Raw genomic sequence first — 26,184 nt, forward strand, 5'->3', positions numbered from 1 at the left:
GTATTACACTCCAATGTATTTTAATACGAATAATACGACAGCTATGGGAATGAAACTGATTAAGCACATCGTATCAGCCATTCGCCATTGTAATTTTCTATAACTTGTTCGCTTTACATTTGCATCATAACCACGCACTTCCATAGCAATGGCTAACTCCTCAGCCCTTTGAAAAGCTGAAATAAATAACGGAATCATTAAAGGTATAAATGCTTTAATACGTGTCATTAGTCCACCTGAACTCAACTCAGAACCACGTGATTTTTGAGCTAATATAATTTTATCTAATTCATCCATTAATGTTGGAATAAATCTTAATGCGATTGACATAATCATACTTAGTTGATGTACAGGTATCTTAAACCATTTTAATGGAGTTAATAATTTTTCAAAAGCATCTGTCAAATCAATCGGACTTGTAGATAAAGTCATTATCGTTGCAACCATCACGATAGTAATCAGACGTAATGATATAAATATACCTTCTAGTATGCCGGCACTATCAATTTTTATGATTCCGTAATCTACTAGTCGCGTGCCACCATGTGTGAAAAAGATATGCATTGCAAATGTAAATAACGTAAAGATAAATATCGGTGTCAAACCTTTAATTAGGAACCAAAATTTAATCTTCGCTAAAAACATAAATACTAATATTAATAATATAATCCAACCAAACGTTGCAAATGAATGTGCAAAAAAGATTAGAATAATAAACATAAATACAAATAAGACCTTAGCCCGTGGATCTAGATGGTGAATAACTGAGTTATTAGGCAAGTATCTACCTATAATTAATTTATTCTTCATGTTGTAGCCACTCCTGATACATCTTTACAAATTCATCTTCAGATAATGCGATTGTCTTAAATTCAATGCCGTGTTTGATTTCAATATCACGTTGTAATTGGACGACATCTGGTAATGCTATATGCCATTCTTCTAATCGGTTCACTTGTCTGAACAGTTCCTTAGGTGTCACTTGTTCAACAATATTGCCATCATTCATCACGATAATCTCTTCAGCGTATTTTGCAACTTCATTCATATCATGAGACACAAGGATGATTGTTTTATTTTGCTTTATTTGTATTTCTTTAAATAACGCCATCACTTGTTGACGACTTTTTGGATCTAAACCAGCTGTAGGCTCATCTAACACAATCACATCTGGGTCCATAGCTAAAATTGAAACAATTGCAATTTTACGCATCTGTCCCCCCGACATTTGAAAGGGTGACAGTGACATAACATTTCTTGGAAAACCTAACTCTAATAATAAATCAAACGCTCTTTCCTTCACTTCTTCAACATTCATGCCAAAGTTCTTAGGTCCAAACTCGATTTCTCTTTCAATATTGTCCTCAAACAATTGTGATTCAGGAAATTGAAACACTAGGCCAACTTTTTGTCGTATAGGCCTAATCCACTTATCTTTAGTCTTTGCTGTAATTGTCAGTTGATCATGCTCTATATAACCGTTTGTTGGTTTTAGTAACCCATTAAAATGTTGAATTAAGGTTGATTTTCCACTTCCAGTTTGTCCTACAATAGCGTAGTACTTTCCTTGTTCAATCGTTAAATTAATATGTTCTAATGCATTATACTCATAAGGTGTGCCTCGTTGATAGGTATAAGCAACATCATTAAACTTAATTATCATAGCTTTTCTACCAACCCTTCATATGTTATGAACTGATCATCAAATCCTAGCAATTGATTCATTTTCATTGAAAAAGGTAAATCTAGACCAAGTTCTTGTAACATATGTATATCTTTGAAAATTGCTTTAGGGCTACCTTCTTTATAAACTGTTCCGTGATTCATCACAATCACATGATCTCCTTCAAGTGCTTCAGTTAAATCATGTGTAATAGATATAATTGTCACATCTTTCGTTGCTTTGACATCTTGAATCAAGCTTAATAATGATTTTTTAGCTTGAGGATCCAACATAGACGTCGCTTCATCTAAAATAATCACGGTTGGGCTTAATGCTAACACGCCTGCAATAGCGACACGTTGTTTTTGACCACCTGATAGTGAATGTGGCTCATAGTTAGCATAATCAGTCATACCAACATCACTAATCGCCCGAGCAACGATGACTTTCATTTTTTCTGTGGGAACAGAATGATTTTCCAAACCGAAGGCAACATCATATTTAACAATTGAACCTACAAATTGGTTCTCAGGGTTTTGAAAGACAATACCTATGTGTTCACGTATATTTTTAAACTCCTCGTTAATAATCGGTGATTGATTAAAATATACCGTACCATTCGTAGCCGTTTCAATACCAACAATGAGTTTAGCAATTGTAGATTTGCCAGAGCCATTGTGACCAACTATAGAAGTCCATTTATTTTTAGGGATTTGAAAGGATACATCGTTCAGTGTGAAGGCTGCATCGCCTTGATATTGAAAATCGATATGCTTAAGTTCAATAATATTTGTATGATTTGCCTCCACTAGAATCCCTCCTAAAAATTTGTACTCTTATAGTTTACATGAATATGATTATCATGTATATGAAACTTTGTTTCATTTCTGAATATAAAAAGAGGACCGGATATAATTCTTATTGAATTCAATATCCCGCCTCTCTAAGGTTGACTATAGTCATTAGCATTTAATTGAGCCATCTCAATTTAGTCACCTACTGTGAATTTGCAGTCAAATATTAAAAGTTCGTATCTCATCATATAAGAACATTTTAAATCATTGGTTGCTGATATGCGCTATTAAAATAAAAAAGCGCGCACCCCATCATATTTTAGTTGAGTTCACGCTTTGAAATTTATTTAATTGATGGGGCACTCTGAGCTAGACAATATTTGTATGTGGCAAACATTATCGTTGCACTCATTTGCTTTACATATAAGTAGTTAGTGTATTTATATCTTGAATTAATCTACTAATTCGATGATAACTGATTCAGCACCGTCTCCGCGACGAGGACCTACTTTAAGAATACGAGTGTAACCACCTTGACGTTCTGTATAACGTTCAGCAATTTCACCGAATAATTTTTGAAGTGCAGTTTGTGTCGTTTCATCTTCGTTTAAGATTTCAACATTACGTAATGTTTTAGCAGCATTACGACGAGAAGCTAAATCTCCTTTTTTACCTAAAGTGATTAATTTCTCAACAACACTACGAACTTCTTTTGCACGAGCTTCTGTAGTTTCAATACGTTCACTAACGATAAGTGAAGTAGCTAAGTCACGTAACATAGCTTTACGTTGATCAGAAGTACGACCTAATTTTCTGTAACCCATGAGTTGACCTCCTTTAACTTATTAATCTTCTTTTCTTAATCCTAATCCTAAATCTTCTAATTTATATTTAACTTCTTCTAGAGATTTACGACCTAAATTACGAACTTTCATCATATCAGCTTCAGATTTATCAGCTAACTCTTGAACTGAATTGATTCCTGCACGTTTTAAACAGTTGTATGAACGTACTGATAAGTCTAATTCTTCAATAGACATTTCAAGTACTTTTTCTTTTTGATCTTCTTCTTTTTCAATCATGATTTCAGCATTTTGTGCTTCATCTGTAAGACCTACAAAAATATTTAAATGTTCAGTCAAAATCTTAGCAGCTAATGATACTGACTCTTGTGGAGTGATTGAACCATTAGTCCAAACATCTAAAGTTAATTTATCAAAATCACTACTTTGACCGACACGTGTATTTTCAACTGTATAGTTAACACGTTCAACTGGTGAGTATAGTGAATCAACAGGAATTACACCGATTGGTAAATCACTAGTATTATTTTGTTCTGCTAATGCGTAACCTCTACCCTTGTTAGCAACAAGACGAATTTTTAAATGTCCACCTTTAGACACTGTTGCGATTTTAAGTTCTGGATTTAGAACTTCCACATCACTATCATGAGTAATGTCACTTGCAGTAACTTCGCCTTCATCTCGAACATCGATTTCTAATGTTTTATCTTCTTCAGAATAGATTTTAAGTGCTAATTTTTTGATGTTCATAATGATAGTAGAAACATCTTCAACAACATTATCTATAGCTGAGAACTCGTGTAAAACACCTTCAATTTCAATGTACTTAACGGCTGCACCTGGTAATGAAGATAGTAGGATACGACGTAAGGAGTTTCCTAGTGTAGTACCGTAGCCACGTTCTAGTGGTTCAACAACGAACTTACCGAATTTAGCATCTTCACTAATTTCAATTGTCTCAATTCTAGGTTTTTCAATTTCTATCATTTACAAAAATCCTCCTTAATTACGTCGACTTAATTTTAAACTGTTTCGCTCAGTGACCTGTAACAATAACAATCTATTAAAAATTAGACGCGACGACGTTTTGGTGGACGACAACCGTTATGTGGTACTGGAGTAACGTCTCTGATTGCAGTTACTTCTAGACCAGCTGATTGTAATGCACGGATAGCTGATTCACGACCTGGTCCAGGTCCTTTTACTGTTACTTCAACAGTTTTTAAACCATGTTCCATTGCTGATTTTGATGCAGTTTCAGAAGCCATTTGCGCTGCGAATGGAGTTGATTTTTTAGATCCTTTGAAACCTAATGCACCAGCTGATGACCAAGATAAAGCATTACCAAATTCATCAGTGATAGTTACGATTGTATTATTGAATGTTGAACGGATGTGAGCCACACCATTTTCAATATTCTTTTTAACTCTACGTTTACGAGATACTTGTTTACGTGCCATTTATATTTTGCCTCCTTTACCTATTATTTTTTCTTGTTAGCTACAGTTTTAACTGGGCCTTTACGCGTACGTGCGTTGTTTTTAGTTTTTTGACCGCGAACTGGTAAACCACGACGGTGACGGATACCACGGTATGATGAAATTTCCATTAAACGTTTAATGTTTAAGTTTTGTTCACGACGTAAGTCACCTTCAACTTTATAACTGTCAACAACTTCACGAATACGACCTAATTCGTCATCTGTTAAATCTTTTACACGTGTGTCTGCTGATACGTTAGCTTCTTCAACGATTTTTTTAGCTGTTGAAGTACCAATACCATATACATATGTTAATGAAATAACGATACGTTTTTCACGTGGAATATCTACTCCTGCAATACGTGCCATATATATTTACACCTCTCTTTTATTAACCTTGTCTTTGTTTGTGCTTAGGATTGTCACAAATTACCATTACTTTACCTTTACGTTTAATGACTTTACATTTTTCGCAAATTGGTTTAACTGATGGTCTTACTTTCATTTTTATACCTCCCTATATTATGGAGTGACGATTATTTATAACGATAAGTAATTCTACCGCGTGATAAATCATACGGAGACATTTCTACAGTTACTTTGTCGCCAGGTAGAATACGAATATAATTCATTCTAATTTTACCACTCACGTGCGCTAAAATTTCATGACCATTTTCTAATTCTACTTTAAACATAGCATTTGGTAAAGTATCTAATACTGTACCTTCTAATTCAATTACATCTTGTTTCGCCATTGATTAACTTCCCCCTTTTTACAATAGTAAGGTAATCGTCAATAGACAACTTCAACGATACGAATCTAATATAGTGACTAGTTATAATAAGTTTAACAAAATGCGGGAATTATTATCGTCATTCGACACTCAGAAAATTAATTCTTGCCAGAGAAACCTAATCAAATTCACATAAACCTAGACCGTATTAAGTTGATCTATTTTAATTGATCTAAGATATCAATGACATCTTTGGTTACATCGTCAATATCTTTCGCGCCATCAATGTTTTTAAGCACATCTTTTTCATTATAGTACTCTAAAATAGGCTTAGACTGCTTAACATTAACGTTTAAACGATTAGATACTGTTTCAGGATTATCATCTTCACGTTGATAAAGTTTTCCACCATCGATATCACAAATACCATCAACCTTTGGAGGATTAAATACAAGATGATAAGTCGTACCACATTTCTCACAGATACGACGACCTGTAAGACGATTCATCAATTCTTCCTCAGGAACTTCGATGTTTATAACCGCATCAATGTTTCTACCAAGCTCAGACATAATTTCATTTAATGCCTCAGCTTGATCGATTGTTCTTGGGAAGCCATCTAATAAGAATCCTTTTTTTGCATCGTCTTCAGATATTCTTTCTTTAACGATACCTACAGTAACTTCATCAGGGACTAATTCTCCACGATCCATGTAAGATTTAGCTTCTTTTCCTAAATCTGTTTCATCTTTAATCGCTTTTCTGAACATGTCACCAGTAGATATATGTGGTATTGGGAATTTCTTAACAATTTCACTCGCTTGAGTACCTTTACCTGCGCCAGGTAAACCCATTAAAATGATATTCATAAATTGCCCTCCTACAAATTATCTACCACCAAAGCCTTTATATTCTTTTTGACTCACTTGAGCTTCAAGTGATTTCATAGTTTCAATTGCTACACCAATTACGATTAATAAGCTTGTACCACCAATTTGAATCGATTGAGGTAAACTCATAAACTTAGTTGCTAGAATTGGTAATATCGCAATGACTGCTAAGAAAATAGAGCCGACAAAAGTTAAGCGATAAAGTACTTTAGTAATATATTTTTTAGTTTGATCGCCAGGTCTGATACCTGGAACGTAACTACCTTGTTTCTTCAAGTTGTCAGCCATTTTTTCAGGATTAACTTGAACAAAGGCATAGAAATACGTAAATGCAATAATTAGAATTACATAAACAATCATGCCGTAAGTGTTTGAAGGGTTAGCATATTCAGATATAGTTTGCGCCCAATCAGCTTTAGGGAAGAACAGTGTTAATGTTCTTGGCAATAAGAAAAATGCCATCGCAAAGATTACTGGAATTACCCCTGCAGAGTTAACTTTTAAAGGTAGATATGTTGCTTGGGATCCTAATCTTTGTGCAGATTGTTTTTTAGCGTATTGGATAGGAATTTTACGTTTTGCTTCTAGTACATAAATCGCACCAATTGTAAGTAAAACTAATCCTACAATTAAGCCAATCACTTTCAACCATGCCAACGTTGTATCATCATTACCAACAAATGCTTGTTGCACAAATTGGATAATTGATGACGGCAATGTTGATAAGATACCTGCAAAGATAATGATAGAAATACCATTACCCACACCAAATTGAGTGATTTGGTCACCAAGCCAAATTAGAAATGCTGTTCCTGCTGTTAAAACAACGGCAATCAATAAATAACTCATTACAGATTGGTGAATAATTAATTTACCACCTAAATAGTTATTAAATTGGAATGCCATACCAATTGACTGTATAAAAGCCAAAATGATAGCGAAATAACGTGTTACATTGCTAAGCTTTCTTTTACCTACTTCACCTTGTTTCGCCCATTCAGAGAATTTTGGAACAATATCCATTTGTAATAATTGCATTACGATAGATGCAGTGATGTAGGGCATAATGCCCATAGCAAATATTGAAAAGTTCTTTAAGGCTCCGCCACCAAACGTATTAAGAAGAGCGGCGACTCCTTGATCAGAACCTTGTTGTTCAAAAGGCTCAGGGTTAACACCTGGAGCCGGAATGTAAGTTCCTATTTTGAATATAATTAACATTGCTAAGGTAAAGAAAATCTTGTTTCGAACTTCTTTAGTTTTAAAGAAGCTCACAAGCGTTTGAAACATTAGATCACCTCGTGTGCTCCACCTTTTGCATCAATTGCTTCTGCTGCTGAAGCTGAGAATTTGTGAGCTTTCACTGTCAATTTTTTATCAAGTGAGCCGTTACCTAGTACTTTAATACCAGATTTTTCATTCTTAACTACACCAGTTTCAACTAATAAAGCTGGAGTTACTTCAGTACCATCTTCAAATTTATTAAGTTGGTCTAAGTTAACAATAGCATATTCTTTACGATTAATGTTAGTGAAACCACGTTTTGGTAAACGACGGAATAAAGGTAATTGTCCACCTTCAAATCCTGGTCTTACGCCACCACCTGAACGTGCTTTTTGACCTTTTTGTCCGCGACCACTAGTTTTACCATTACCAGAACCAGCACCACGGCCAACACGGTTACGTACACGACGTGAACCTTCAGCTGCTTTTAACTCATGTAATTTCATTATATAGGCACCTCCTTAATTATTTTTCTTCTACTGTCAATAAGTGTCTAACTTTGTTGATTTGCCCACGGATTGCAGGGTTATCTTCAACTACTACTGAACTATTAGTCTTTTTAAGACCTAAAGCTTCAACAGTTTTACGTTGTGTTTCAGGACGACCAATAACACTACGAGTGAGGGTAATTTGTAATTTAGCCATTATCTATTTTCCCCCCTTAATTATATAATTCTTCTACTGATTTGCCGCGTAATTTAGCAACATCTTCAGCATTTTTAAGGTTTTGTAAACCATTGATAGTAGCACGAACCATATTGATTGGTGTGTTAGATCCTAATGATTTACTTAAGATATCAGTGATACCTGCTAATTCTAATACGGCACGAACTGGACCACCAGCGATTACCCCTGTACCAGGTGCAGCTGGTTTCATGAATACGCTACCTGAACCGTAACGACCAGTGATAGTGTGAGGAGTAGTTCCTTCAACACGTGGAACAACTACTAAATCTTTTTTAGCTGCTTCGACAGCTTTTTTGATAGCTTCTGGTACCTCTTGAGCTTTACCAGTACCGAAACCTACACGACCATTTTTGTCTCCAACTACTACTAATGCAGTGAAACGGAAACGACGTCCACCTTTAACAACTTTAGCAACACGATTGATTGTTACAACGCGTTCTTCAAATTCTTTCGTTTCTTCTTCTCTACGAGCCATGTATTTGTCCCTCCTTTAAATTAAAATTCTAATCCGCTTTCTCTAGCAGCATCTGCTAAAGCTTTTACACGACCATGGTATAAATAACCGCCACGATCAAATACGATTTCTTTAATGCCTTTTTCTGATGCTTTTTTAGCAATTGCTTCGCCTACTTTTGTAGATAAATCTACTTTAGAAGCTGATTCGCTTGCGATATCTTTATCTTTTGATGAAGCTTGAGCTAAAGTTACGCCTTTAACATCATCGATAATTTGTGCATAAATGTGTTTGTTTGAACGATATACATTTAAACGTGGTTTTTCAGCTGTACCTGATAATTTAGTACGCACACGAGCATGTCTTTTCAAACGCACTTTGTTTTTATCAATTTTACTGATCATTGTATTACTCCTTTCTTAAGAGAGTTATCTATTATTTACCTGTTTTACCTTCTTTACGGCGAACGTATTCACCTTGGTAACGGATACCTTTTCCTTTGTAAGGTTCTGGAGGTCTTACTGAACGGATGTTAGATGCGATTGCACCAACTTGTTCTTTAGATACACCAGATACTCTAACAGTTGTGTTTTTCTCTACTGCGAAAGTAATGCCATCTTCAGCTTTAATTTCAACAGGGTGAGAGTAACCAACGTTTAATACTAAGTCACTACCTTGCATTTGAGCACGGTAACCTACACCAACAAGCTCAAGTGTTTTTTCGAAACCTTGAGAAACACCTTGTACCATATTATTTAATAAAGCACGAGTTGTACCATGAACTGTTCTATCTTCTTTAGACTCAGTAGGTCTTACAACTTCGATAGTGTTTTCTTCTTGTTTGAAAGTCATTCTTTCGTTAAATGTTCTAGTTAATTCACCTTTAGGACCTTTTACAGTAGCAGTATGACCATCAAAAGTTACTGTAACGTCGCTAGGGATGTCAATAATTTTCTTACCAACACGACTCATGTTATGGCACCTCCTTATTTATTATTACCAAACGTATGCGATAATTTCTCCGCCAACGTTACGTTTTCTTGCTTCTTTGTCAGTGATAACACCTTCAGAAGTTGAAACTAATGCAATACCTAAACCATTTAATACTTTAGGTACTTCGTTTGCTTTAGCATAAACACGTAAACCTGGTTTAGAAATACGTTTTAATCCTGTGATAACACGTTCATTGTTTTGACCATATTTTAAGAATAAACGAATAACACCTTGTTTATCATCTTCAACGTATTCTACGTTTTTAATGAAACCTTCACTTTTTAAGATTTCAGCAATTTGTTTTTTAATGTTAGACGCAGGTAATTCTAATTTCTCGTGACGCACCATGTTTGCGTTTCTTACACGAGTAAGCATATCTGCGATTGGATCTGTCATTGTCATTGATTGTTGCCTCCTTTCAGACTCTTATATATTACCAGCTAGCTTTACGTACGCCAGGGATTTGCCCTTTGTAAGCTAATTCACGGAAACAAATACGGCATAATTTAAATTTACGATATACAGAATGTGGACGACCACAACGTTCACAACGAGTATATTCACGTACTGCATATTTTTGTTTTTTCTGTTGCTTAGCAACCATAGAAGTTTTAGCCACTTAATTAGCCTCCTTTTTAGAGATTATTTACGAAATGGCATACCGAAGTTTGTTAACAATTCACGAGCTTCCTCGTCAGTGTTAGCAGTTGTTACGATAACAATATCCATTCCTCTTACTTTACTTACTTTATCATAGTCGATTTCTGGGAAAATTAATTGTTCTTTAATTCCTAATGTGTAGTTACCACGACCATCGAATGCTGTTTTAGAAACACCTTGGAAGTCACGTACACGAGGTAATGAAACTGCGATTAATTTATCTAAGAATTCATACATTCTTTCTCCGCGAAGTGTAACTTTCGCACCGATTGGCATACCTTCACGTAAACGGAATGTTGCAACTGATTTTTTAGCTTTTGTTACTAATGGTTTTTGACCAGTGATTAATTCTAATTCTTCTACAGCGTTATCTAACACTTTAGAGTTTTGAACTGCATCACCTACACCCATATTTACAACGATTTTTTCGATTTTTGGTACTTCCATTACAGAACTATAGTTGAATTTTTTAACTAAGTTTTCAGTAACTTCAGTATTGTATCTTTCTTTTAAACGGTTCAAAGTGGATCCTCCTTTCAACTAGTTATTAATTATTAGATTTGATTTCTTCGCCAGATTTTTTAGCGATACGAACTTTTTTACCATCAACAAATTTGTAACCGACACGTGTAGGTTCGTTTGTTTTAGGGTCTAATAATTGTACGTTAGAAACATGGATTGCTGCCTCTGTTTCTAAGATTCCACCTTCAGGATTTAATTGAGTTGGTTTTTGGTGTTTTTTAATTACGTTAACACCTTCCACAACGACACGGTCTTTTTTAGGTTCAGTAGCGATTACTTTACCTTCTTTACCTTTGTCTTTACCTGCGATAACTTTTACGTTGTCACCTTTTTTGATATGCATGTGGGCACCTCCTTAAATGATTTGGTTTTTATAAATTAAAGTACTTCTGGTGCTAATGAAACGATTTTCATGAAGTTGCCTTCACGTAATTCACGAGCAACAGGACCAAAGATACGAGTACCACGTGGGCCTTTGTCATCACGAATAATGACACATGCATTTTCATCAAACTTGATATAAGAACCATCATTACGACGAACGCCTGATTTAGTTCTAACGACAACAGCTTTGACTACGTCACCTTTTTTAACAACGCCACCTGGTGTTGCATTTTTAACAGTACATACGATAACATCGCCGATGTTCGCTGTTTTGCGACCAGATCCACCTAATACTTTAATTGTAAGAACTTCACGAGCACCAGAGTTGTCTGCTACTTTTAAACGAGTTTCTTGTTGGATCATTAGTTAAACCTCCCTTATCTCTAATCTTGTATTAAATAATTACTGACTCTTCAACAATTTCTACTAAACGAAAACGTTTTGATGCTGATAAAGGACGAGTTTCTTGAATTTTAACAATGTCTCCTAATTTAGCTGAATTGTTTTCATCATGAGTTTTGTATTTTTTAGAGTATTTTACACGTTTACCGTATAATTTGTGTGTTTTGTAAGTTTCAACTAATACAGTGATAGTTTTGTCCATTTTATCTGAAACAACTTTACCTACATAAACTTTACGATCGTTTCTTTCACTCACTTTTGTAACCTCCTCTTTCGAATGTTTTATTGATTAGCTTTACTTTCTTCGATTTCTCTTTCACGAGCAACAGTTTTTAGACGTGCAATCGTTTTTCTAACTGTACGAATACGTGCAGTTTCCTCTAATTGACCTGTAGCTAACTGAAAGCGTAGGTTAAAAAGCTCTTCTTTTGAAGATTTGATTTGTTCTTCGATTTCTGAAGTGGTTAAGTCTCTAATTTCCTTAGCTTTCATTTGTTTCACCACCCAATTCTTCACGTTTTACAAACTTAGTTTTTACTGGAAGTTTGTGACTTGCTAAACGTAATGCTTCACGAGCAACTTCTTCTGATACGCCTGCAACCTCGAATAAAATTCTACCTGGTTTTACAACAGCGATCCAGCCTTCAACGGCACCTTTACCAGCACCCATACGTACTTCTAAAGGTTTTTTAGTATATGGTGTATGAGGGAAGATTTTAATCCAAACTTTCCCGCCACGTTTCATGTAACGTGTCATAGCAATACGAGCAGATTCGATTTGACGAGAAGTGATCCAAGATGTTGTAGTAGCTTGTAATCCATACTCACCAAATGTTACATAGTTACCGCCTTTAGAACGACCAGTTGTTTTAGGACGATGTTGACGACGATATTTAACACGTTTTGGTAGTAACATTATTATTTTCCTCCTTCACTAGTATTCTTAGTAGGAAGAACTTCACCACGATAAATCCATACTTTAACACCTAATTTACCGTAAGTAGTGTCTGCTTCAGCATGTGCATAATCGATGTCAGCACGTAAAGTATGAAGTGGAACAGTTCCTTCTGAATATTGTTCAGCACGAGCAATGTCAGCTCCGCCTAAACGACCTGATACTTGAGTTTTGATACCTTTAGCACCAAGTTTCATAGCTCTTGAAATAGCTTGTTTTTGTACACGACGGAATGAAGCACGGTTTTCTAATTGACGTGCAATATTCTCAGCAACTAAACGAGCATCGATATCAATTTTCTTGATTTCGATAACGTTGATGTGTACTTTTTTATCAGTTAAGTTGTTTAATTTATTACGAAGTTTTTCAATTTCAGATCCGCCTTTACCAATTACCATACCTGGTTTACCAGTGTGAATGGCAATGTTAATACGGTTAGCAGCACGTTCGATTTCAACGTGAGAAACTGATGCTTCTTTTAATTCGTTATCAATGAATTTACGGATTCTTAAATCTTCGTGTAATAGTGAAGCGAAATCTTTTTCAGCATACCATTTTGCTTCCCAGTCACGGATGATACCGACACGAAGTCCGATAGGATTAATTTTTTGACCCACAGTGTTCCCTCCTTAAATAGTTATTAAGCTTCTTTAGCTTCTTCTTTACCGTCACTTACGACGATTGTAATGTGGCTTGTACGTTTATTGATAGCACTTGCACGACCTTGTGCACGTGGACGGAAACGTTTTAAAGTTGGTCCTTCATTTGCATATGCTTCTTTAACTACTAATTCATCAGTGTTCATGTCATAGTTATGTTCAGCATTTGCTAAAGCGGACATTAATACTTTTTCAATTACTGGTGATGAAGCTTTGTTAGTTAATTTTAAAATAGCAATAGCTTCTCCAGCATTTTTACCTCTAATTAAGTCAAGAACTAATCTTACTTTACGAGGTGCGATTCTGATTGTTCTAGCAACCGCTTTTGCTTCCATTAGGATTTCCTCCTCTACTTCTATTTATTATCTTCTAGTTTTTTTATCGTCTGCAGCATGTCCTTTAAATGTACGAGTTGGAGCAAATTCACCTAATTTGTGACCTACCATATCTTCAGTTACATAAACAGGTACATGTTTACGACCATCGTATACTGCAAAAGTATGACCGATGAAATTTGGGAAAATTGTAGAACGACGAGACCATGTTTTGATTACTTGTTTCTTTTCACTTCCGTCTTGAGCTTCTACTTTTTTCATTAAATGATCATCGACGAAAGGTCCTTTTTTAATACTACGAGCCATTTGGGCGCCTCCCTTCTTATTGTGTGCGTGCAGCAATTAAGCCGCACACCCAAATAAGTTGTTATTATTTTTTCTTACGTCCACGAACGATAAGTTTGTCTGATGATTTTTTACCACGACGAGTTTTCTTACCAAGTGTTGGTTTACCCCATGGTGACATTGGAGATGGTCTACCGATTGGAGCACGACCTTCACCACCACCGTGTGGGTGATCGTTAGGGTTCATTACTGAACCACGAACTGTTGGACGGATACCTTTCCATCTAGAACGTCCAGCTTTACCAACATTAACTAATTCATGTTGTAAGTTACCAACTTGTCCAATTGTAGCACGGCAAGTTGATAAGATCATACGAACTTCACCAGAACGTAATCTGATTAATACGTATTTACCTTCTTTACCAAGTACTTGTGAACTTGCACCCGCTGAACGAGCTAATTGTCCACCTTTACCAGGTTTTAATTCGATATTGTGAATTACAGTACCAACAGGAATGTTTTGTAAAGGTAATGCGTTACCAACTTTAATGTCGGCATCTGCACCACTTTCAACTTCTTGGCCTACTTGTAATCCTTTTGGAGCAATAATATAACGTTTTTCACCATCAGCATATACTAATAAAGCAATGTTAGCTGAACGGTTTGGATCATATTGGATTGAATCAACTTTTGCAGTGATTCCATCTTTGTTACGTTTGAAATCGATAACACGGTATTGACGTTTGTGTCCTCCACCATGGTGACGAACTGTCAATTTACCTTGGTTGTTACGACCCGCTTTTTTCGGTAGCGGTTGTAATAATGACTTTTCAGGAGTTGATTTCGTGATTTCAGCGAAATCTAAACTAGTCATATTACGACGACCATTTGTAATTGGCTTATATTTTTTAAGAGCCATTGTCGCTTACCTCCTTAATGGTAACTTTTATTTTATTGTTTAGTTGAATAAGTCAATTGAACCTTCTTTTAAAGTAACAATCGCTTTTCTTCTTTTGTTTGTATAGCCTTGGTAACGGCCCATACGTTTTTTCTTAGGTTTGTAGTTGATGATGTTTACATTTGCAACTTTAACGTCGAAAATTTCTTCAACTGCAATTTTAACTTGTGTTTTATTAGCACGAGTATCTACGTCAAAAGTGTATTTATCTTCAGCCATTGCTTCAGAAGATTTTTCAGTGATTACGGGGCGCTTAAGAACATCTCTTGCTTCCATTATCCGAGCACCTCCTCAACTTTTTTCGCAGCTGATTCAGTAATAATAACACTGTCAGCGCTAGTGATATCTAATACGTTTAATCCTTGTGCAGTACTAACTTGTACGCCAGGGATGTTACGAGCAGATAATTCAACGTTTACGTCTTCGCTATCAGTAACTACTAACACTTTTTTAGGTTGTTCAAGTGTAGTTAATACGTTTTTGAATTCTTTTGTTTTTGGAGCTTCAAAACCAAAATTATCAACGATAGTGAAGTTGTTTTCTTTCACTTTGAAAGATAATGCAGAACGTAATGCTAAACGACGCATTTTCTTAGGCATTTTGTATGCATAACTTCTTGGTGTTGGACCGAATACGATACCACCACCGCGCCATTGTGGGGCACGAATAGTACCTTGACGTGCACGTCCTGTACCTTTTTGTCTCCATGGTTTACGTCCGCCACCACGTACAGCAGAACGATTTTTAACTGCGTGAGTTCCTTGTCGTAATGAAGCACGTTGTAAATTAATTGCTTCGAAAAGAACACTGTTATTTGGTTCAATAGCGAATACTGAATCGCTTAATTCAACAGAACCTGATTTAGATCCGTCTACTTTTAAAACATCATAATTAGCCATTATGCTTTTCCTCCTTTCGCTACTTATTATTTATTACCTTTTTTAATTGAAGTTTGGATTTCTAAGAAACCTTTTTTTGGTCCAGGTACGTTACCTTTTACTAAAATTACATTGTTATCTGTATCAACTTGAACTACTTCTAAGTTTTGAACAGTAACTGTGTTTCCACCCATACGTCCAGGCATTTTTTGGCCTTTGAATACTCTTGATGCATCTGAAGCCATACCTACTGAACCTGGTGCTCTGTGGAAATGAGAACCGTGAGCCATTGGTCCACGTGCTTGGCCATGACGTTTAATTGCACCTTGGAAACCTTTACCTTTTGAAGTTCCAGTTACATCAATAATGTCTCCTGCTTCAAAAGTATCTACTGTGACTTCTTGACCTACTTCGTATTCATCAACATTAACGTTTCTGAATTCACGAATGAAGCGCTTAGGTGCTGTGCCTGCTTTCTTAGCGTGACCTTCAGCTGGTTTATTTGCATATTTATTTGATTTAGCATCTTTTTTATATGCTTTTTTGTCTTCAAAACCTACTTGGATAGCATTGTAGCCATCTACTTCTTCAGTTTTCTTTTGTAATACTACGTTTTGACTTGCTTCTACTACTGTTACTGGGATTAATTCACCGTTTTCTCCGAATACTTGTGTCATCCCAATTTTTCTTCCTAAGATTCCTTTGGTCATCGAAAGTCCACCTCCTAAAATTTTCTATTATAATTTAATTTCGATGTCTACACCAGATGGTAAGTTTAATCCCATTAGGGCATCAACTGTTTTTGGTGTTGGGTTAACAATATCGATTAAACGTTTATGTGTACGTTGTTCGAATTGTTCACGTGAATCTTTGTACTTATGCACCGCACGGATAATTGTGTAAACTGATTTTTCAGTTGGTAACGGAATTGGTCCAGAAACTTCTGCACCAGAACGTTTTGCAGTTTCAACAATTTTCTCTGCTGATTGATCAATCACACGGTGATCGTAAGCTTTTAATCTGATTCTGATTTTTTGTTTTGCCATAATTTTCCCTCCTTATTCGTCTACATTTAAGTGATAGACTTCTCCACGAAAACTATCTCACACAACGCCATGGCAAAGCGGCCGGGTGTGTCAGTAACCTTTCGCTTCATCGCTTTCATCAAGTCCAACATTAGATATGTTACAGGAAAAACATTGATAAATCAAGGCTTTTCTATAACTTTTTGTACTTTGTCTAACACATACCTAAGTATTGTACTTTAAATAGATGAGGACATCAACCATTTTAGGTAAATTTTTTCCCTTTTTTTGTTTTTACTTTATAATATAGGTAATTGTTGTTATGAATTTTGATTTCTTCTATATAATAGTAGAAATTTGAATTTGTTTCTTTTATTTACATCCGGAGGTGAATGTTTTGAAGAAAGGTACTAAAACTGCGCTTGCAATTATAAGCGTCGTCTTATTAATTTGTGAATTTTTCTATGGTATACCATTTCTAGGTGGAAGCTTTATTTTAGGCTTCGGTTGGCAACCCTTATTAGTCAATGCCTTTTTATATCTTATACTAGCCCTTATTCTATTAATAGATACTCAAAATGCTATTAAGCCAATGTCTATCATTCCTATTATAGGTATTGTTGGTTCTTTTATCGCATTTATTCCTATTATTGGTATGTTTGTCCATTGGATTCTATTCTTCCTAATGGTTTTCTTTATTTTCGTTGTTTTAAACGCACCTAACTACGTTCGTAATAAAGATGCTAAAGTCGTTTACACACAATATAAAGATGATCAATCCAAGAAATGGTAATTTAAAACATACTATACTTAGATTAGCTGTGAAGAGATCTATGACTGTATATTTCTTCACAGCTATTTTTATATAGGTATTGATATCAAACCCTATCAATCTGGTAACACTTATTATAGGGATACTATTAATAAGCGGGGAAATAAAAAAGCTAGACAATCATTATTTTGGATAGTGATGAATATTATCCTAGACCAGCGTAACTACGATAATCATGTCGTCGATTATTATTACAAACTAAAAAAGCAGCCTAATGAGTAATCTCAAAAGACTGCCGTCGTCGCTTGTATAAATCGACTTTTAAAAACGATTCATTATCTGATAATGAATTAAAAATCGTACGATTATTAAATGTCCCCACATTAGCCAAACGTACAATCAAATACAGTTTAACATCTTATTCAAAAAATAAATTAAAACGACTAGTTAAGTAATGCTTAACTAATCGTAGGAAAGAAGTGGGACGGATTCTTTTAATTTCATCGGGAGCGGGACAGAATTCTTTTTGAATTCGTCGTCCCACCCCCGCAAGGATGACTAGAACTGAAAAAAGCTTGATTTAAGTGCATTTTCAGTTCAGTCAGCTACTGCGAATTTGCAAAATAGCTTCATTAGATTATTTATGTCCCGGACTCAGGAAAGAAGTGAGACGGATTCTTTTAATTTCATCGTCCGCCCTAGCTTGCTTAACTTGTAGAATTAAATAATGAATTTCTCTTTGCTAGAGTCCCGCTCTCAAGGTTGACTAGAACTGAAAAAGTTTAATTTAAGCGTTTTTCAGTTCAGTCAACTACTACTAATTTGCAAAGTAGCATTATCTTATTATTTTGTTACAGCCCTTTATGACAATTTAGCCGTGTACAAAGATGAAGTATAGAATGAATAGTACCATTAAGAAATACATAATTGGATGTACTTCTTTATGTTTTTTTGTAATGATCATTGTAATTGGATAGAATATGAATCCACAAGCAATACCAGTTGCAATTGAATATGATAGTGGCATCATAATAATTGTTATAAATGCTGGCACTGCGACTTCAAATTTCTTCCAGTTAATTTCTGCAAAATTCGCAGCCATTAAAATACCAACCACTACTAATGCAGGTGTTGTTACTGCACTTGTAACAATTTCAATTAACGGACTGAAGAATAATGCTAACAAGAAACAGAATCCAGTTACTATACTTGCAAACCCTGTTCTTGCTCCAACCGCTACACCTGACGTTGATTCGATGTAAGACGTTGTAGTTGTTGTACCAAAGATCGCGCCCACAATAGTTGCGAGTGAATCGGCAAATAACGCTCTACCTGCTCTAGGTAATTTGTTTTCCTTCATAATACCCGCTTGAGTTGCTACAGCCACCAATGTTCCTGCTGTATCAAAAAAGTCTATAAAGAAGAATGTTAAAATAACAATTAAAAATTGAATCGTAAATAATTGGCCTGGATCTTTAAATGCTTCAAAGGCTGCACCAAATGTTGGTGTAATGCTAGGTATTTTACCTACTATGCCTGAAGGTGTATGTATTAATCCTGTTATCATTCCAACGATAGCAGTTATAATCATACCAATAAAAATTGAGCCTGGTACTTTTCTAGCGTATAAAATAATTGTTATCGCGATACCAAAGATTGCTAATAATACAGGACCTTTAGTTAAATGTCCTAATGTAACTAATGTAGAATCATTTTTTACAATAATACCAGCACTTTGTAAACCTACAAAAGTAATAAATAATCCAATCCCAGCAGATACTGCCATTTTCATTTGATACGGAATAGCATTAATAATTATTTCTCGAAGACCGGTTGCAGTTAGAATTGCAAAGAATATTCCTGAGAATAGTACCCCTGTTAAACCTATTTGCCAAGGAATACCCATCGTTAATACTACCGTAAATGCGAAGAATGCATTAAGTCCCATCCCTGGTGCAAGTGCAATCGGATATTTCGCAATCAGTCCCATAAATAAAGAACCCACAAATGCTGCTAAAGCTGTTGCCACAAAAATAGCACCTTGATCCATTTTCATGTCGCCTGATACACCTTTAACACCTGCTAAACTTAATACTTGAGGATTTACAGCTAAAATGTATGCCATTGATAAGAAAGTTGTGATACCACCGATGATCTCTTTCTTATAGTTAGTATCATACTCGTCGAATTGAAAGTATTTTTTCACGGCTTTAAACTCCTTTAATTGAAATACTTTAATATTTTAATATTACTTGCCGAAAAACACAATACTAAAAACGAACTTTTCCGATATTTAACTTAATTAAGTTCGATTTTAAACTATAATTTTAGATTTTTCAGTGCATCTTTAAACGGGTTATTCTCAAGTGACTCCTCTTTATTCATATATTTTTTCATTTCTTTTTTAGATACTTTGCCACTCGTTTTATTTTTGAACCTTTTATCCATTTGTTCTTGCGTTTCTGTATGACCACAAACACATCGATATACTGCATCCTTCCCTCTACCAAATAATGTCATTTTCTTTTTACAATTTGGACAACGTGCATTGGTTTTGCGTTGTACGTTCTTTTTAGTTTTGCAAGCAGGATCTTGGCACACTAACATTTGTCCATTTTTAGTTTTAACTTTAATCATAAATTTCCCACAGGTAGGACATTCTGTTGTCGTTAAATTATCATGCTTGTATTTTTGCTCACTGCTTTTAATATTATTTACAATAGCTTGCGTAAATGACTTCATTTCGTCAATAAAGCGTCGTGAATTGTACTTACCTTTTTCAATTTGCATTAACTTCTCTTCCCACTCAGCCGTCAACAATGGAGATGTTAATTCTTGTGGCGCAAGCTCTAGAATTTGTTTTCCTTTAGGTGTAACTTTAATCTTGCCATCTCTAGATTCAATGGCATTGATATTAAATAGCTTCTCGATGATATCAGCACGCGTCGCAACTGTGCCAATCCCACCAGTTTGCTTCAATGTATTAGCGTGTTTCTTCTCTTTAAGTTGAATATAGTTTTGCGGATTCTCCATCGCTTTTAACAGTGAACCTTCATTAAAGTATTCTGGAGGCGTTGTTTCATGTTCATTAACCTTGATATTGTTAAGATAATAACTTTCTCCCTTTTTAAAAGAAGCACCCTTAACCACATCATTATTACTCATTTTAAGTGCTTTGTAGCCTAATTGACGTGTAATCTTTTCATTTAAAACGAATGTATGTTTACCAACGCTAACATTTACTTTAATTGCTTCATATTCATGTGGCGACATTAACGATTCCAAGAATCTTTCAGCCACCATCATATATATCTTGCTTTCTCTATTGCTTAAACGTTCCATATCAGGACGCACTTCTGTTGGAATAATCGCGTGATGATCTGACACCTTTTGATTATTAAAAATGCGCATTTTACGTGAGTATGATTGTCCTATTAGGGGTCTTACTTGTGCTTTATAATCAGTAGCTAGTAATGCTTGTAATCGTTCTTTAATCGTATCAACCATATCATCAGTTAAATAATTAGAATCTGTACGTGGATATGTGAGTACTTTATGACGCTCATATAAATTTTGAATGGTATTAAGTGTTTCTTTAGGTCCCATTTTGTATCGTTGATATGCTTCTTGTTGCAAATCCGTTAAATTATAAAGTGGTTTAGGATAGCTTTTTTTGAGTTTCTTATCAACGCTATCAACGCTACCTTCTGCATGTTTAACTTCATTTGCAATTTGCATGACATCTTCTTTAGTCATATGGTGACGATCCGTTGCTAATTGGAAGGTTAATCCAGCTATTTCACTAGACAACGTATAATATTTCTTGGACTTAAAATGATTAATTGCTTGTTGTCTAGCATTGACCAATTGTATCGTTGGCGTTTGAACGCGGCCTAATGATAATTGCGCATCATATTTTGTTGTGAGCGCACGTGTAGCATTGATACCTACAATCCAATCCGCTTCACTTCTAGCTAATGCTGCTTCATAAAGATGTTGAAATTGTCGACCATCTTTCAAATTTTTAAAACCATCACGTATGGCTTTCTTAGTTACAGAACTAATCCACAAACGTTTAATTGGCTTTTTATTATGAACTTTATCTAATATAAGACGTGCTACAAGTTCCCCTTCTCTTCCAGCATCAGTTGCGATGACAATCTCTTTAACATTCTTATCTAATATAAGTGATTTCACAGTTTTAAATTGTTTACTCGTCTTACCAATGACGACCGTATGCATTTGTTTAGGAATAATAGGTAAATCTTCAAGTTTCCATTCTTTAAATGCTTTATCATAATGTTCAGGTTGCGCGTTAGTAACTAAATGTCCTAACGCCCATGTAACAATATAATGCTCATTTTCAATATAACCATTGCGCTTTCCTTTTATATTCATAGCTTCAGCAATATCTCTAGCTACGGATGGCTTCTCAGCTAAAATTAATGATTTCATAGAACTTTCCTTTCGATAAAAGATCTCTCAGTTAATGTTTTTGATAATAATACAATTGTAACACGATAGACAATAGTCCAAACTTTCAATTACTAATAAATAAATTTATAATTAATTTAACAAATTGATATTGAAATGGAGGTACGCTATGGACATTATTAAAGTAAGCAACCTGAACCAAATCATATCTTTTATTAATGCATCATCAGACAAAATTGCGTCTTATATATATAAACTTCATTCGTCTAATGATGATGTAGAACAGTTGCTCAATGCATCTATCAATACGACAGGTGTTTTCTGTTTAATAGAAGATGACTCAATTGTCGCACTCATCACTGGAATATTATATGAAGAAGATAAGTACAAAGTTATTGGACCATTCGTTAAAACAGATTTTGATTTTACAGAGGCACATTTTATTTCTTTATTTTCGGCATTAAGAGATGAACAATCTGCTAATGCAACATTTAACTTCTCTTATAATGATTGCACACAAAATTCAAAACCTTTAATGAAGACGATTCATGCAAATTATAACTTTACGGATTATTACTTAAACGTCTATCAATCACTTAATGAACCAGATGCTGAAATGAACATCATTGAATATCAGCCGGGATTTCAACGTGCTTTTAGTAAATTACATGCGCAGACATTTAGGCATAATGCTTTAACACCAAAAGAAATTGTAAATACTTTAGATGAATATAATCGTTTATTCCTATTTGTAAGTGAAGGCTTACTTAAAGGTTATCTTTATTTACAAATCGATAGTCCATCTTCGCTAGCTGAAATAAGATATTTTAGTTCACATACTGATTATCGTCTAAAAGGAATCGCATTTGATTTACTATCGTACGCAATACATTATGCCTTTGAACACTATGCAGTGAATAAAGTTTATTTTAAAATACGAAGTAAAAATGCTGCCTTAGTTGAACGATTTAATGAATTAGGATTTGAAATTGAAAGTGAATATACTAAATATAAAATTGATCCAAGTCAATTACATCATTAAGCTTATATGAAAGCGTAGGAAAGAACGAAATTTCTAAATGAAATCACTGTTCCTTTCCTATGCTTTTCTATTTTCAATACGATTGTATTTGAGCGTTTACATTTTAAAATGAATATTTTTCAGATAAAATGTTCACGAGTGTTATAGGAAGGAAGCACTTTTAAGTAATTAAATAAGGAGAGTGTCAGTATAATGCAGTTTATAGATATACTTATCGCATTATTACCAGCCCTATTTTGGGGGAGTGTTGTTTTAATTAATGTCTATGTAGGTGGCGGACCCTACAACCAAATTAGAGGTACGACATTAGGTGCACTAATTGTCGGTTTCATATTACTCTTAATTGGTAAAGCAGAATTTGATAATTTAACAGTCATTATCGTTGGCTTAATTTCAGGTGCGTTATGGGCATTTGGACAAGGTAATCAATTACGTTCAATCAGTTTAATCGGTGTTTCTAAAACAATGCCAATATCAACTGGTATGCAATTAGTTGGTACGACATTATTTAGTGCTATTTTTCTTGGTGAATGGAGTACCGGTGTTCAAGTCACGCTAGGAATTATCGCAATGATTCTATTAGTTACAGGTATCGCATTAACCTCATTACGTGGTAAGAACGAAGGTCAATCTAATGATCCAGAATTTAAGAAAGCAATGTTAATACTTATCATTTCAACAGTGGGTTATGTTGGATATGTCGTAATTGCCGATATCTTTGGTGTCAGTGGTACGGATGCATTATTCTTCCAATCAATTGGTATGGCTATTGGTGGTTTCTTACTATCAATGAAACATGAAACCAATATTAAATCTACTGCGCTTAACTTAATCCCTGGTGTTGTATGGGCTGTAGGTAACTTATTCATGTTCTATTCACAACCTAAAGTTGGTGTTGCAACAAGTTTCTCATTATCACAATTACTTGTTATCGTATCAACATTAGGCGGTATTTTCTTATTAGGCGAGAAAAAAGACAAACGTCAAATGATTGGTATTTGGTCTGGTATCGTTCTAATTGTCATTGCCGCATTTATACTAGGAAATCTTAAATAGTTTGATTAATACTAAGGAGGAGTCAGATTGTTTTCAGATTTAGAAGGCAAAGTTATTATTATAACTGGTGCCGGAAGTGGCATTGGTAAATCGTTTGCTGAGAATTTTGGTAAAGCAAAAGCAAAAGTCATTTTAAATTATCGCTCAGATCGTCATTTAGACGAAATTGAAGCAGTCAAGCATATCATTCATGATGCTGGTGGACAAGCCATTGCAGTTCAAGCGGATGTAGCCGTTGAAGAAGAGGTACAACAATTAGTACAAGCTGCGGTTAATGAATTTGGTACGTTAGACATTATGATTAATAATGCTGGCTTTGAAAAACCAATTCCATCACATAAAATGTCTGTTGAAGAATGGCAAAAAGTGATAGACATTAATTTGACTGGGGCCTTTATAGGATCCAGAGAAGCTGTTAATCAGTTCTTAAAAGAAGATAAAAAAGGCATTATCATCAATACATCAAGTGTACATGATACTATACCTTGGCCTAACTATGTTAACTATGCTGCTAGTAAAGGCGGTTTGAAATTAATGATGGAAACAATGTCGATGGAATATGCACAACACGGTATTCGTATCAATAATATTTCTCCAGGTGCAATCGTTACTGAACATACTAAGGAAAAATTTTCTGATCCAGATACACGCGCAGAAACATTGGAAATGATTCCAGCTAAAGAAATAGGTGAAGCACAAGATGTTGCTAATGTTGCTTTATTCTTAGCTTCAGATTTAGCTAAATATATACATGGTACTACAATTTACGTTGATGGTGGTATGACGAACTACCCTGCCTTCATGGGTGGTAAAGGGTAAGTTTTATATGCTAATCATAAAAAGAGGCTGGGACATAAATAATATAATGAAGCTAGTTTGCAAATTCGCAGTAGCTGACTGAACTGAGAAGGCGCTTAAATCGAGCTTTTCTCAGTTCTAGTCATCCTTGCGGGCGGGGCCCCAACAAAGAGAATTTCATCAAGAAATTCTACAAGCTAAGCAAGCTGGGAGTGGGACGACGAATTCAAATGAATTCTGTCCCGCTCCCTTTTTCATATTTATATTACTTTATTATACAAATAGTGCCTGATAAATATAAAGAATGGTAATACTTATAACGATTGAAATATTCGTTACCATACCAACTAAAGGTAATGTTTTATATTTAAATTGAATAGAATATGGAATAATCGCTACACCTACAGGTAGTAGCCAAGCAATAAGCAATGTCGTCTTAATCATTTCATCTGAAACAGGTAATAAGAAATGAACGAGTAGTCCGGCTATTAAGCCTAAACCATAATGTGCTAATAAATATTTAATCGCAATGGGTAAGAAATGGCGTTCTATCTTGAAGTTAAGCATAACACCTAATAAAATCATTGAAAGTGGCATGTTCGCTTTAGAGATAATTGTGAAAAAATCAATTGACACCTTTGGTAAATGAATATTTAGCATGTTCAAAGTAAACATAATGATATATGTGACAAGCGGAACGGATGTAATCAGTTTCTTACCTAGATATTTAAAATCGAACTGATCTCCGCCTTGACTAAAATAGCTACCAACAAAATAAGTTACGCCAAACATAATAATTGCGCCACCTATATCAGCCATACCAAAATAAATCATACCGTTCTTTGGCCAGATTGTATCAACAAGCGGATAAGCAAATAATCCAATGTTAAGTGATGCAGTCATCATCCCTACTGTACCTTTTATATGGTTATTATGTCTGTTAAATAGCCATAAAACAGTTATCTTAGCAAGCACACCATATGCAATCATCATGATAGGTAATATTGAAAATGAAAAATCTAATGCTGCACTGTTAAGATTAACAATAACTAAAGAAGGTAGTGTGACATTAAGTACTAGCGTTGATAACACTTGACTATCTGCTGCTTTCAAAAAGTTTATACGTTTCAATAGATATCCTAGCGCGATTAAAAGAATGATCATTATAAACTGCTCTGTCACGGTAGTTCCTTCCTTCTACTAAAACATTTTATTACAGTTAAATACTTTAACATAA

General features: G+C 34.9%; 39 protein-coding genes and 1 pseudogene. 5 read left to right on the forward strand and 35 right to left on the reverse strand.

What is annotated here, in order from left to right:
* Nucleotides 1-3: 3 nt before the first annotated feature.
* From HMPREF3239_RS07845 to rpsJ, 32 genes are all read right to left on the reverse strand, one after another.
* Nucleotides 4-810 carry an energy-coupling factor transporter transmembrane component T family protein gene (locus tag HMPREF3239_RS07845; RefSeq protein WP_053028547.1) on the reverse strand — a complete coding sequence of 269 codons (807 nt, stop codon included), beginning with the start codon at nucleotides 808-810 and terminating at the stop codon, nucleotides 4-6.
* Nucleotides 800-1,663 carry an energy-coupling factor transporter ATPase gene (locus HMPREF3239_RS07850; RefSeq protein ID WP_070855269.1) on the reverse strand — a complete coding sequence of 288 codons (864 nt, stop codon included), beginning with the start codon at nucleotides 1,661-1,663 and terminating at the stop codon, nucleotides 800-802. Before HMPREF3239_RS07850 ends, HMPREF3239_RS07845 begins: the two co-directional genes overlap by 11 nt.
* Nucleotides 1,660-2,472, reverse strand: coding sequence for an energy-coupling factor transporter ATPase (locus HMPREF3239_RS07855; protein WP_070855270.1), 813 nt, complete (start codon nucleotides 2,470-2,472; stop codon nucleotides 1,660-1,662). The genes HMPREF3239_RS07850 and HMPREF3239_RS07855 overlap by 4 nt, the downstream gene beginning before the upstream one ends.
* Before the next feature lie 437 nt (nucleotides 2,473-2,909).
* A complete protein-coding gene (gene rplQ / locus HMPREF3239_RS07860) occupies nucleotides 2,910-3,281 on the reverse strand; it encodes a 50S ribosomal protein L17 (protein WP_011275144.1) in 372 nt (123 codons plus the stop codon).
* 21 nt (nucleotides 3,282-3,302) lie between these two features.
* Nucleotides 3,303-4,247 (reverse strand): DNA-directed RNA polymerase subunit alpha, encoded by a 945-nt coding sequence (locus HMPREF3239_RS07865; protein ID WP_011275143.1) that lies wholly within the window; start codon nucleotides 4,245-4,247, stop codon nucleotides 3,303-3,305.
* 83 nt (nucleotides 4,248-4,330) lie between these two features.
* Entirely contained in the window at nucleotides 4,331-4,720 is a 390-nt protein-coding gene (gene rpsK, locus HMPREF3239_RS07870; RefSeq protein WP_000101625.1) for a 30S ribosomal protein S11, read from the reverse strand.
* Between the two features lie 23 nt (nucleotides 4,721-4,743).
* Nucleotides 4,744-5,109 carry a 30S ribosomal protein S13 gene (rpsM, locus tag HMPREF3239_RS07875; RefSeq protein WP_011275142.1) on the reverse strand — a complete coding sequence of 122 codons (366 nt, stop codon included), beginning with the start codon at nucleotides 5,107-5,109 and terminating at the stop codon, nucleotides 4,744-4,746.
* A gap of 22 nt (nucleotides 5,110-5,131) precedes the next feature.
* On the reverse strand, nucleotides 5,132-5,245 hold the full coding sequence (gene rpmJ / locus HMPREF3239_RS07880; RefSeq protein ID WP_001829709.1) for a 50S ribosomal protein L36: 114 nt from the start codon (nucleotides 5,243-5,245) through the stop codon (nucleotides 5,132-5,134).
* Between the two features lie 31 nt (nucleotides 5,246-5,276).
* Nucleotides 5,277-5,495 (reverse strand): translation initiation factor IF-1, encoded by a 219-nt coding sequence (infA, locus tag HMPREF3239_RS07885; protein WP_001829792.1) that lies wholly within the window; start codon nucleotides 5,493-5,495, stop codon nucleotides 5,277-5,279.
* Between the two features lie 197 nt (nucleotides 5,496-5,692).
* A complete protein-coding gene (locus tag HMPREF3239_RS07890; protein ID WP_070855271.1) occupies nucleotides 5,693-6,343 on the reverse strand; it encodes an adenylate kinase in 651 nt (216 codons plus the stop codon).
* A gap of 18 nt (nucleotides 6,344-6,361) precedes the next feature.
* On the reverse strand, nucleotides 6,362-7,654 hold the full coding sequence (secY, locus tag HMPREF3239_RS07895) for a preprotein translocase subunit SecY (protein WP_053028551.1): 1,293 nt from the start codon (nucleotides 7,652-7,654) through the stop codon (nucleotides 6,362-6,364).
* Nucleotides 7,654-8,094, reverse strand: a complete 441-nt coding sequence (gene rplO, locus HMPREF3239_RS07900) for a 50S ribosomal protein L15 (RefSeq protein ID WP_053028552.1) — start codon at nucleotides 8,092-8,094, stop codon at nucleotides 7,654-7,656. Before rplO ends, secY begins: the two co-directional genes overlap by 1 nt.
* A 19-nt stretch (nucleotides 8,095-8,113) precedes the next feature.
* Entirely contained in the window at nucleotides 8,114-8,293 is a 180-nt protein-coding gene (gene rpmD, locus HMPREF3239_RS07905) for a 50S ribosomal protein L30 (RefSeq protein WP_011275138.1), read from the reverse strand.
* 16 nt (nucleotides 8,294-8,309) lie between these two features.
* On the reverse strand, nucleotides 8,310-8,810 hold the full coding sequence (gene rpsE / locus HMPREF3239_RS07910; protein ID WP_011275137.1) for a 30S ribosomal protein S5: 501 nt from the start codon (nucleotides 8,808-8,810) through the stop codon (nucleotides 8,310-8,312).
* A gap of 20 nt (nucleotides 8,811-8,830) precedes the next feature.
* Nucleotides 8,831-9,193 (reverse strand): 50S ribosomal protein L18, encoded by a 363-nt coding sequence (gene rplR, locus HMPREF3239_RS07915; RefSeq protein ID WP_070855272.1) that lies wholly within the window; start codon nucleotides 9,191-9,193, stop codon nucleotides 8,831-8,833.
* 31 nt (nucleotides 9,194-9,224) lie between these two features.
* Nucleotides 9,225-9,761, reverse strand: a complete 537-nt coding sequence (rplF, locus tag HMPREF3239_RS07920; protein ID WP_011275135.1) for a 50S ribosomal protein L6 — start codon at nucleotides 9,759-9,761, stop codon at nucleotides 9,225-9,227.
* A gap of 24 nt (nucleotides 9,762-9,785) precedes the next feature.
* Nucleotides 9,786-10,184, reverse strand: a complete 399-nt coding sequence (gene rpsH, locus HMPREF3239_RS07925; protein WP_011275134.1) for a 30S ribosomal protein S8 — start codon at nucleotides 10,182-10,184, stop codon at nucleotides 9,786-9,788.
* A gap of 31 nt (nucleotides 10,185-10,215) precedes the next feature.
* Nucleotides 10,216-10,401 carry a type Z 30S ribosomal protein S14 gene (locus HMPREF3239_RS07930; RefSeq protein WP_001140799.1) on the reverse strand — a complete coding sequence of 62 codons (186 nt, stop codon included), beginning with the start codon at nucleotides 10,399-10,401 and terminating at the stop codon, nucleotides 10,216-10,218.
* Nucleotides 10,402-10,424: 23 nt separating this feature from the next.
* Nucleotides 10,425-10,964, reverse strand: coding sequence for a 50S ribosomal protein L5 (gene rplE, locus HMPREF3239_RS07935; RefSeq protein ID WP_011275133.1), 540 nt, complete (start codon nucleotides 10,962-10,964; stop codon nucleotides 10,425-10,427).
* Between the two features lie 25 nt (nucleotides 10,965-10,989).
* Nucleotides 10,990-11,307 carry a 50S ribosomal protein L24 gene (rplX, locus tag HMPREF3239_RS07940; protein ID WP_002448459.1) on the reverse strand — a complete coding sequence of 106 codons (318 nt, stop codon included), beginning with the start codon at nucleotides 11,305-11,307 and terminating at the stop codon, nucleotides 10,990-10,992.
* A gap of 35 nt (nucleotides 11,308-11,342) precedes the next feature.
* The gene (gene rplN / locus HMPREF3239_RS07945; RefSeq protein ID WP_002466492.1) at nucleotides 11,343-11,711 is read right to left on the reverse strand and encodes a 50S ribosomal protein L14; all 369 of its coding nucleotides are present in this window, start codon (nucleotides 11,709-11,711) and stop codon (nucleotides 11,343-11,345) included.
* A 31-nt stretch (nucleotides 11,712-11,742) separates the two neighbouring features.
* The gene (gene rpsQ / locus HMPREF3239_RS07950) at nucleotides 11,743-12,006 is read right to left on the reverse strand and encodes a 30S ribosomal protein S17 (protein ID WP_011275131.1); all 264 of its coding nucleotides are present in this window, start codon (nucleotides 12,004-12,006) and stop codon (nucleotides 11,743-11,745) included.
* A gap of 26 nt (nucleotides 12,007-12,032) precedes the next feature.
* Nucleotides 12,033-12,242: a 50S ribosomal protein L29 gene (gene rpmC / locus HMPREF3239_RS07955; RefSeq protein ID WP_011275130.1), complete on the reverse strand. Its 210-nt coding sequence runs from the start codon at nucleotides 12,240-12,242 to the stop codon at nucleotides 12,033-12,035.
* A complete protein-coding gene (rplP, locus tag HMPREF3239_RS07960; protein WP_002432945.1) occupies nucleotides 12,232-12,666 on the reverse strand; it encodes a 50S ribosomal protein L16 in 435 nt (144 codons plus the stop codon). The genes rpmC and rplP overlap by 11 nt, the downstream gene beginning before the upstream one ends.
* A 2-nt stretch (nucleotides 12,667-12,668) precedes the next feature.
* On the reverse strand, nucleotides 12,669-13,322 hold the full coding sequence (gene rpsC / locus HMPREF3239_RS07965; RefSeq protein ID WP_011275129.1) for a 30S ribosomal protein S3: 654 nt from the start codon (nucleotides 13,320-13,322) through the stop codon (nucleotides 12,669-12,671).
* A 23-nt stretch (nucleotides 13,323-13,345) separates the two neighbouring features.
* A complete protein-coding gene (gene rplV, locus HMPREF3239_RS07970) occupies nucleotides 13,346-13,699 on the reverse strand; it encodes a 50S ribosomal protein L22 (RefSeq protein ID WP_001829734.1) in 354 nt (117 codons plus the stop codon).
* A gap of 27 nt (nucleotides 13,700-13,726) precedes the next feature.
* Nucleotides 13,727-14,005 carry a 30S ribosomal protein S19 gene (gene rpsS / locus HMPREF3239_RS07975; protein ID WP_001829710.1) on the reverse strand — a complete coding sequence of 93 codons (279 nt, stop codon included), beginning with the start codon at nucleotides 14,003-14,005 and terminating at the stop codon, nucleotides 13,727-13,729.
* A gap of 64 nt (nucleotides 14,006-14,069) precedes the next feature.
* Complete coding sequence (gene rplB / locus HMPREF3239_RS07980) at nucleotides 14,070-14,903, reverse strand: 50S ribosomal protein L2 (RefSeq protein WP_053028554.1); 834 nt, start codon at nucleotides 14,901-14,903, stop codon at nucleotides 14,070-14,072.
* A 39-nt stretch (nucleotides 14,904-14,942) separates the two neighbouring features.
* Nucleotides 14,943-15,218 (reverse strand): 50S ribosomal protein L23, encoded by a 276-nt coding sequence (gene rplW, locus HMPREF3239_RS07985; protein WP_011275127.1) that lies wholly within the window; start codon nucleotides 15,216-15,218, stop codon nucleotides 14,943-14,945.
* On the reverse strand, nucleotides 15,218-15,841 hold the full coding sequence (gene rplD / locus HMPREF3239_RS07990; RefSeq protein WP_011275126.1) for a 50S ribosomal protein L4: 624 nt from the start codon (nucleotides 15,839-15,841) through the stop codon (nucleotides 15,218-15,220). The genes rplW and rplD overlap by 1 nt, the downstream gene beginning before the upstream one ends.
* 26 nt (nucleotides 15,842-15,867) lie before the next feature.
* Nucleotides 15,868-16,530 carry a 50S ribosomal protein L3 gene (rplC, locus tag HMPREF3239_RS07995; RefSeq protein ID WP_053028556.1) on the reverse strand — a complete coding sequence of 221 codons (663 nt, stop codon included), beginning with the start codon at nucleotides 16,528-16,530 and terminating at the stop codon, nucleotides 15,868-15,870.
* 27 nt (nucleotides 16,531-16,557) lie between these two features.
* Nucleotides 16,558-16,866, reverse strand: a complete 309-nt coding sequence (gene rpsJ / locus HMPREF3239_RS08000) for a 30S ribosomal protein S10 (protein WP_015900978.1) — start codon at nucleotides 16,864-16,866, stop codon at nucleotides 16,558-16,560.
* 376 nt (nucleotides 16,867-17,242) lie between these two features.
* On the opposite strand from rpsJ, the gene HMPREF3239_RS08005 reads away from it, so the two are divergent.
* Both HMPREF3239_RS08005 and HMPREF3239_RS12130 read left to right on the forward strand, forming a co-directional pair.
* Nucleotides 17,243-17,638, forward strand: coding sequence for a hypothetical protein (locus tag HMPREF3239_RS08005; protein WP_070855273.1), 396 nt, complete (start codon nucleotides 17,243-17,245; stop codon nucleotides 17,636-17,638).
* Nucleotides 17,639-17,707: 69 nt separating this feature from the next.
* Nucleotides 17,708-17,971, forward strand: a pseudogene (locus HMPREF3239_RS12130) (transposase); the annotation flags it as partial.
* Nucleotides 17,972-18,488: 517 nt separating this feature from the next.
* On the opposite strand, the gene HMPREF3239_RS08010 reads toward HMPREF3239_RS12130, so the two are convergent.
* Nucleotides 18,489-19,823, reverse strand: coding sequence for an NCS2 family permease (locus tag HMPREF3239_RS08010; protein WP_053028558.1), 1,335 nt, complete (start codon nucleotides 19,821-19,823; stop codon nucleotides 18,489-18,491).
* Between the two features lie 113 nt (nucleotides 19,824-19,936).
* On the reverse strand, nucleotides 19,937-22,072 hold the full coding sequence (locus HMPREF3239_RS08015; protein ID WP_070855274.1) for a DNA topoisomerase III: 2,136 nt from the start codon (nucleotides 22,070-22,072) through the stop codon (nucleotides 19,937-19,939).
* A gap of 148 nt (nucleotides 22,073-22,220) precedes the next feature.
* Here HMPREF3239_RS08015 and HMPREF3239_RS08020 point away from each other — a divergent pair, with 148 nt between their 5' ends.
* The 3 genes from HMPREF3239_RS08020 to HMPREF3239_RS08030 all read left to right on the forward strand — a co-directional run bounded on the left by HMPREF3239_RS08020 (nucleotide 22,221) and on the right by HMPREF3239_RS08030 (nucleotide 24,968).
* Nucleotides 22,221-23,093 carry a GNAT family N-acetyltransferase gene (locus HMPREF3239_RS08020; RefSeq protein ID WP_070855275.1) on the forward strand — a complete coding sequence of 291 codons (873 nt, stop codon included), beginning with the start codon at nucleotides 22,221-22,223 and terminating at the stop codon, nucleotides 23,091-23,093.
* A gap of 192 nt (nucleotides 23,094-23,285) precedes the next feature.
* Nucleotides 23,286-24,149, forward strand: coding sequence for a GRP family sugar transporter (locus tag HMPREF3239_RS08025; protein WP_053028561.1), 864 nt, complete (start codon nucleotides 23,286-23,288; stop codon nucleotides 24,147-24,149).
* A gap of 27 nt (nucleotides 24,150-24,176) precedes the next feature.
* Nucleotides 24,177-24,968, forward strand: coding sequence for a glucose 1-dehydrogenase (locus HMPREF3239_RS08030; RefSeq protein ID WP_070855276.1), 792 nt, complete (start codon nucleotides 24,177-24,179; stop codon nucleotides 24,966-24,968).
* 252 nt (nucleotides 24,969-25,220) lie between these two features.
* Here the strand turns inward: HMPREF3239_RS08030 and HMPREF3239_RS08035 are convergent, their stop codons facing one another.
* Complete coding sequence (locus HMPREF3239_RS08035) at nucleotides 25,221-26,129, reverse strand: AEC family transporter (RefSeq protein ID WP_070855277.1); 909 nt, start codon at nucleotides 26,127-26,129, stop codon at nucleotides 25,221-25,223.
* Nucleotides 26,130-26,184: the final 55 nt, after the last annotated feature.

The organism is Staphylococcus sp. HMSC34C02 (genome assembly GCF_001838705.1).
Lineage (GTDB): Bacteria > Bacillota > Bacilli > Staphylococcales > Staphylococcaceae > Staphylococcus > Staphylococcus borealis.

Excerpts from the sequence above, each read along its gene's own strand:
- HMPREF3239_RS07845 (WP_053028547.1), bottom strand. The coding sequence starts at position 810 with ATGAAGAATAAATTAATTATAGGTAGATACTTGCCTAATAACTCAGTT.
- HMPREF3239_RS07850 (WP_070855269.1), bottom strand. The coding sequence starts at position 1,663 with ATGATAATTAAGTTTAATGATGTTGCTTATACCTATCAACGAGGCACA.
- rplQ (WP_011275144.1), bottom strand. The coding sequence starts at position 3,281 with ATGGGTTACAGAAAATTAGGTCGTACTTCTGATCAACGTAAAGCTATG.
- HMPREF3239_RS07865 (WP_011275143.1), bottom strand. The coding sequence starts at position 4,247 with ATGATAGAAATTGAAAAACCTAGAATTGAGACAATTGAAATTAGTGAA.
- rpsK (WP_000101625.1), bottom strand. The coding sequence starts at position 4,720 with ATGGCACGTAAACAAGTATCTCGTAAACGTAGAGTTAAAAAGAATATT.
- rpsM (WP_011275142.1), bottom strand. The coding sequence starts at position 5,109 with ATGGCACGTATTGCAGGAGTAGATATTCCACGTGAAAAACGTATCGTT.
- rpmJ (WP_001829709.1), bottom strand. The coding sequence starts at position 5,245 with ATGAAAGTAAGACCATCAGTTAAACCAATTTGCGAAAAATGTAAAGTC.
- infA (WP_001829792.1), bottom strand. The coding sequence starts at position 5,495 with ATGGCGAAACAAGATGTAATTGAATTAGAAGGTACAGTATTAGATACT.
- HMPREF3239_RS07890 (WP_070855271.1), bottom strand. The coding sequence starts at position 6,343 with ATGAATATCATTTTAATGGGTTTACCTGGCGCAGGTAAAGGTACTCAA.
- secY (WP_053028551.1), bottom strand. The coding sequence starts at position 7,654 with ATGTTTCAAACGCTTGTGAGCTTCTTTAAAACTAAAGAAGTTCGAAAC.
- rplO (WP_053028552.1), bottom strand. The coding sequence starts at position 8,094 with ATGAAATTACATGAGTTAAAAGCAGCTGAAGGTTCACGTCGTGTACGT.
- rpmD (WP_011275138.1), bottom strand. The coding sequence starts at position 8,293 with ATGGCTAAATTACAAATTACCCTCACTCGTAGTGTTATTGGTCGTCCT.
- rpsE (WP_011275137.1), bottom strand. The coding sequence starts at position 8,810 with ATGGCTCGTAGAGAAGAAGAAACGAAAGAATTTGAAGAACGCGTTGTA.
- rplR (WP_070855272.1), bottom strand. The coding sequence starts at position 9,193 with ATGATCAGTAAAATTGATAAAAACAAAGTGCGTTTGAAAAGACATGCT.
- rplF (WP_011275135.1), bottom strand. The coding sequence starts at position 9,761 with ATGAGTCGTGTTGGTAAGAAAATTATTGACATCCCTAGCGACGTTACA.
- rpsH (WP_011275134.1), bottom strand. The coding sequence starts at position 10,184 with ATGACAATGACAGATCCAATCGCAGATATGCTTACTCGTGTAAGAAAC.
- rplX (WP_002448459.1), bottom strand. The coding sequence starts at position 11,307 with ATGCATATCAAAAAAGGTGACAACGTAAAAGTTATCGCAGGTAAAGAC.
- rplN (WP_002466492.1), bottom strand. The coding sequence starts at position 11,711 with ATGATCCAACAAGAAACTCGTTTAAAAGTAGCAGACAACTCTGGTGCT.
- rpmC (WP_011275130.1), bottom strand. The coding sequence starts at position 12,242 with ATGAAAGCTAAGGAAATTAGAGACTTAACCACTTCAGAAATCGAAGAA.
- rplP (WP_002432945.1), bottom strand. The coding sequence starts at position 12,666 with ATGTTACTACCAAAACGTGTTAAATATCGTCGTCAACATCGTCCTAAA.
- rplV (WP_001829734.1), bottom strand. The coding sequence starts at position 13,699 with ATGGAAGCAAAAGCGGTTGCTAGAACAATCAGAATCGCACCTCGTAAA.
- rpsS (WP_001829710.1), bottom strand. The coding sequence starts at position 14,005 with ATGGCTCGTAGTATTAAAAAAGGACCTTTCGTCGATGATCATTTAATG.
- rplB (WP_053028554.1), bottom strand. The coding sequence starts at position 14,903 with ATGGCTCTTAAAAAATATAAGCCAATTACAAATGGTCGTCGTAATATG.
- rplW (WP_011275127.1), bottom strand. The coding sequence starts at position 15,218 with ATGGAAGCAAGAGATGTTCTTAAGCGCCCCGTAATCACTGAAAAATCT.
- rplD (WP_011275126.1), bottom strand. The coding sequence starts at position 15,841 with ATGGCTAATTATGATGTTTTAAAAGTAGACGGATCTAAATCAGGTTCT.
- rplC (WP_053028556.1), bottom strand. The coding sequence starts at position 16,530 with ATGACCAAAGGAATCTTAGGAAGAAAAATTGGGATGACACAAGTATTC.
- rpsJ (WP_015900978.1), bottom strand. The coding sequence starts at position 16,866 with ATGGCAAAACAAAAAATCAGAATCAGATTAAAAGCTTACGATCACCGT.
- HMPREF3239_RS08015 (WP_070855274.1), bottom strand. The coding sequence starts at position 22,072 with ATGAAATCATTAATTTTAGCTGAGAAGCCATCCGTAGCTAGAGATATT.
- HMPREF3239_RS08020 (WP_070855275.1), top strand. The coding sequence starts at position 22,221 with ATGGACATTATTAAAGTAAGCAACCTGAACCAAATCATATCTTTTATT.
- HMPREF3239_RS08025 (WP_053028561.1), top strand. The coding sequence starts at position 23,286 with ATGCAGTTTATAGATATACTTATCGCATTATTACCAGCCCTATTTTGG.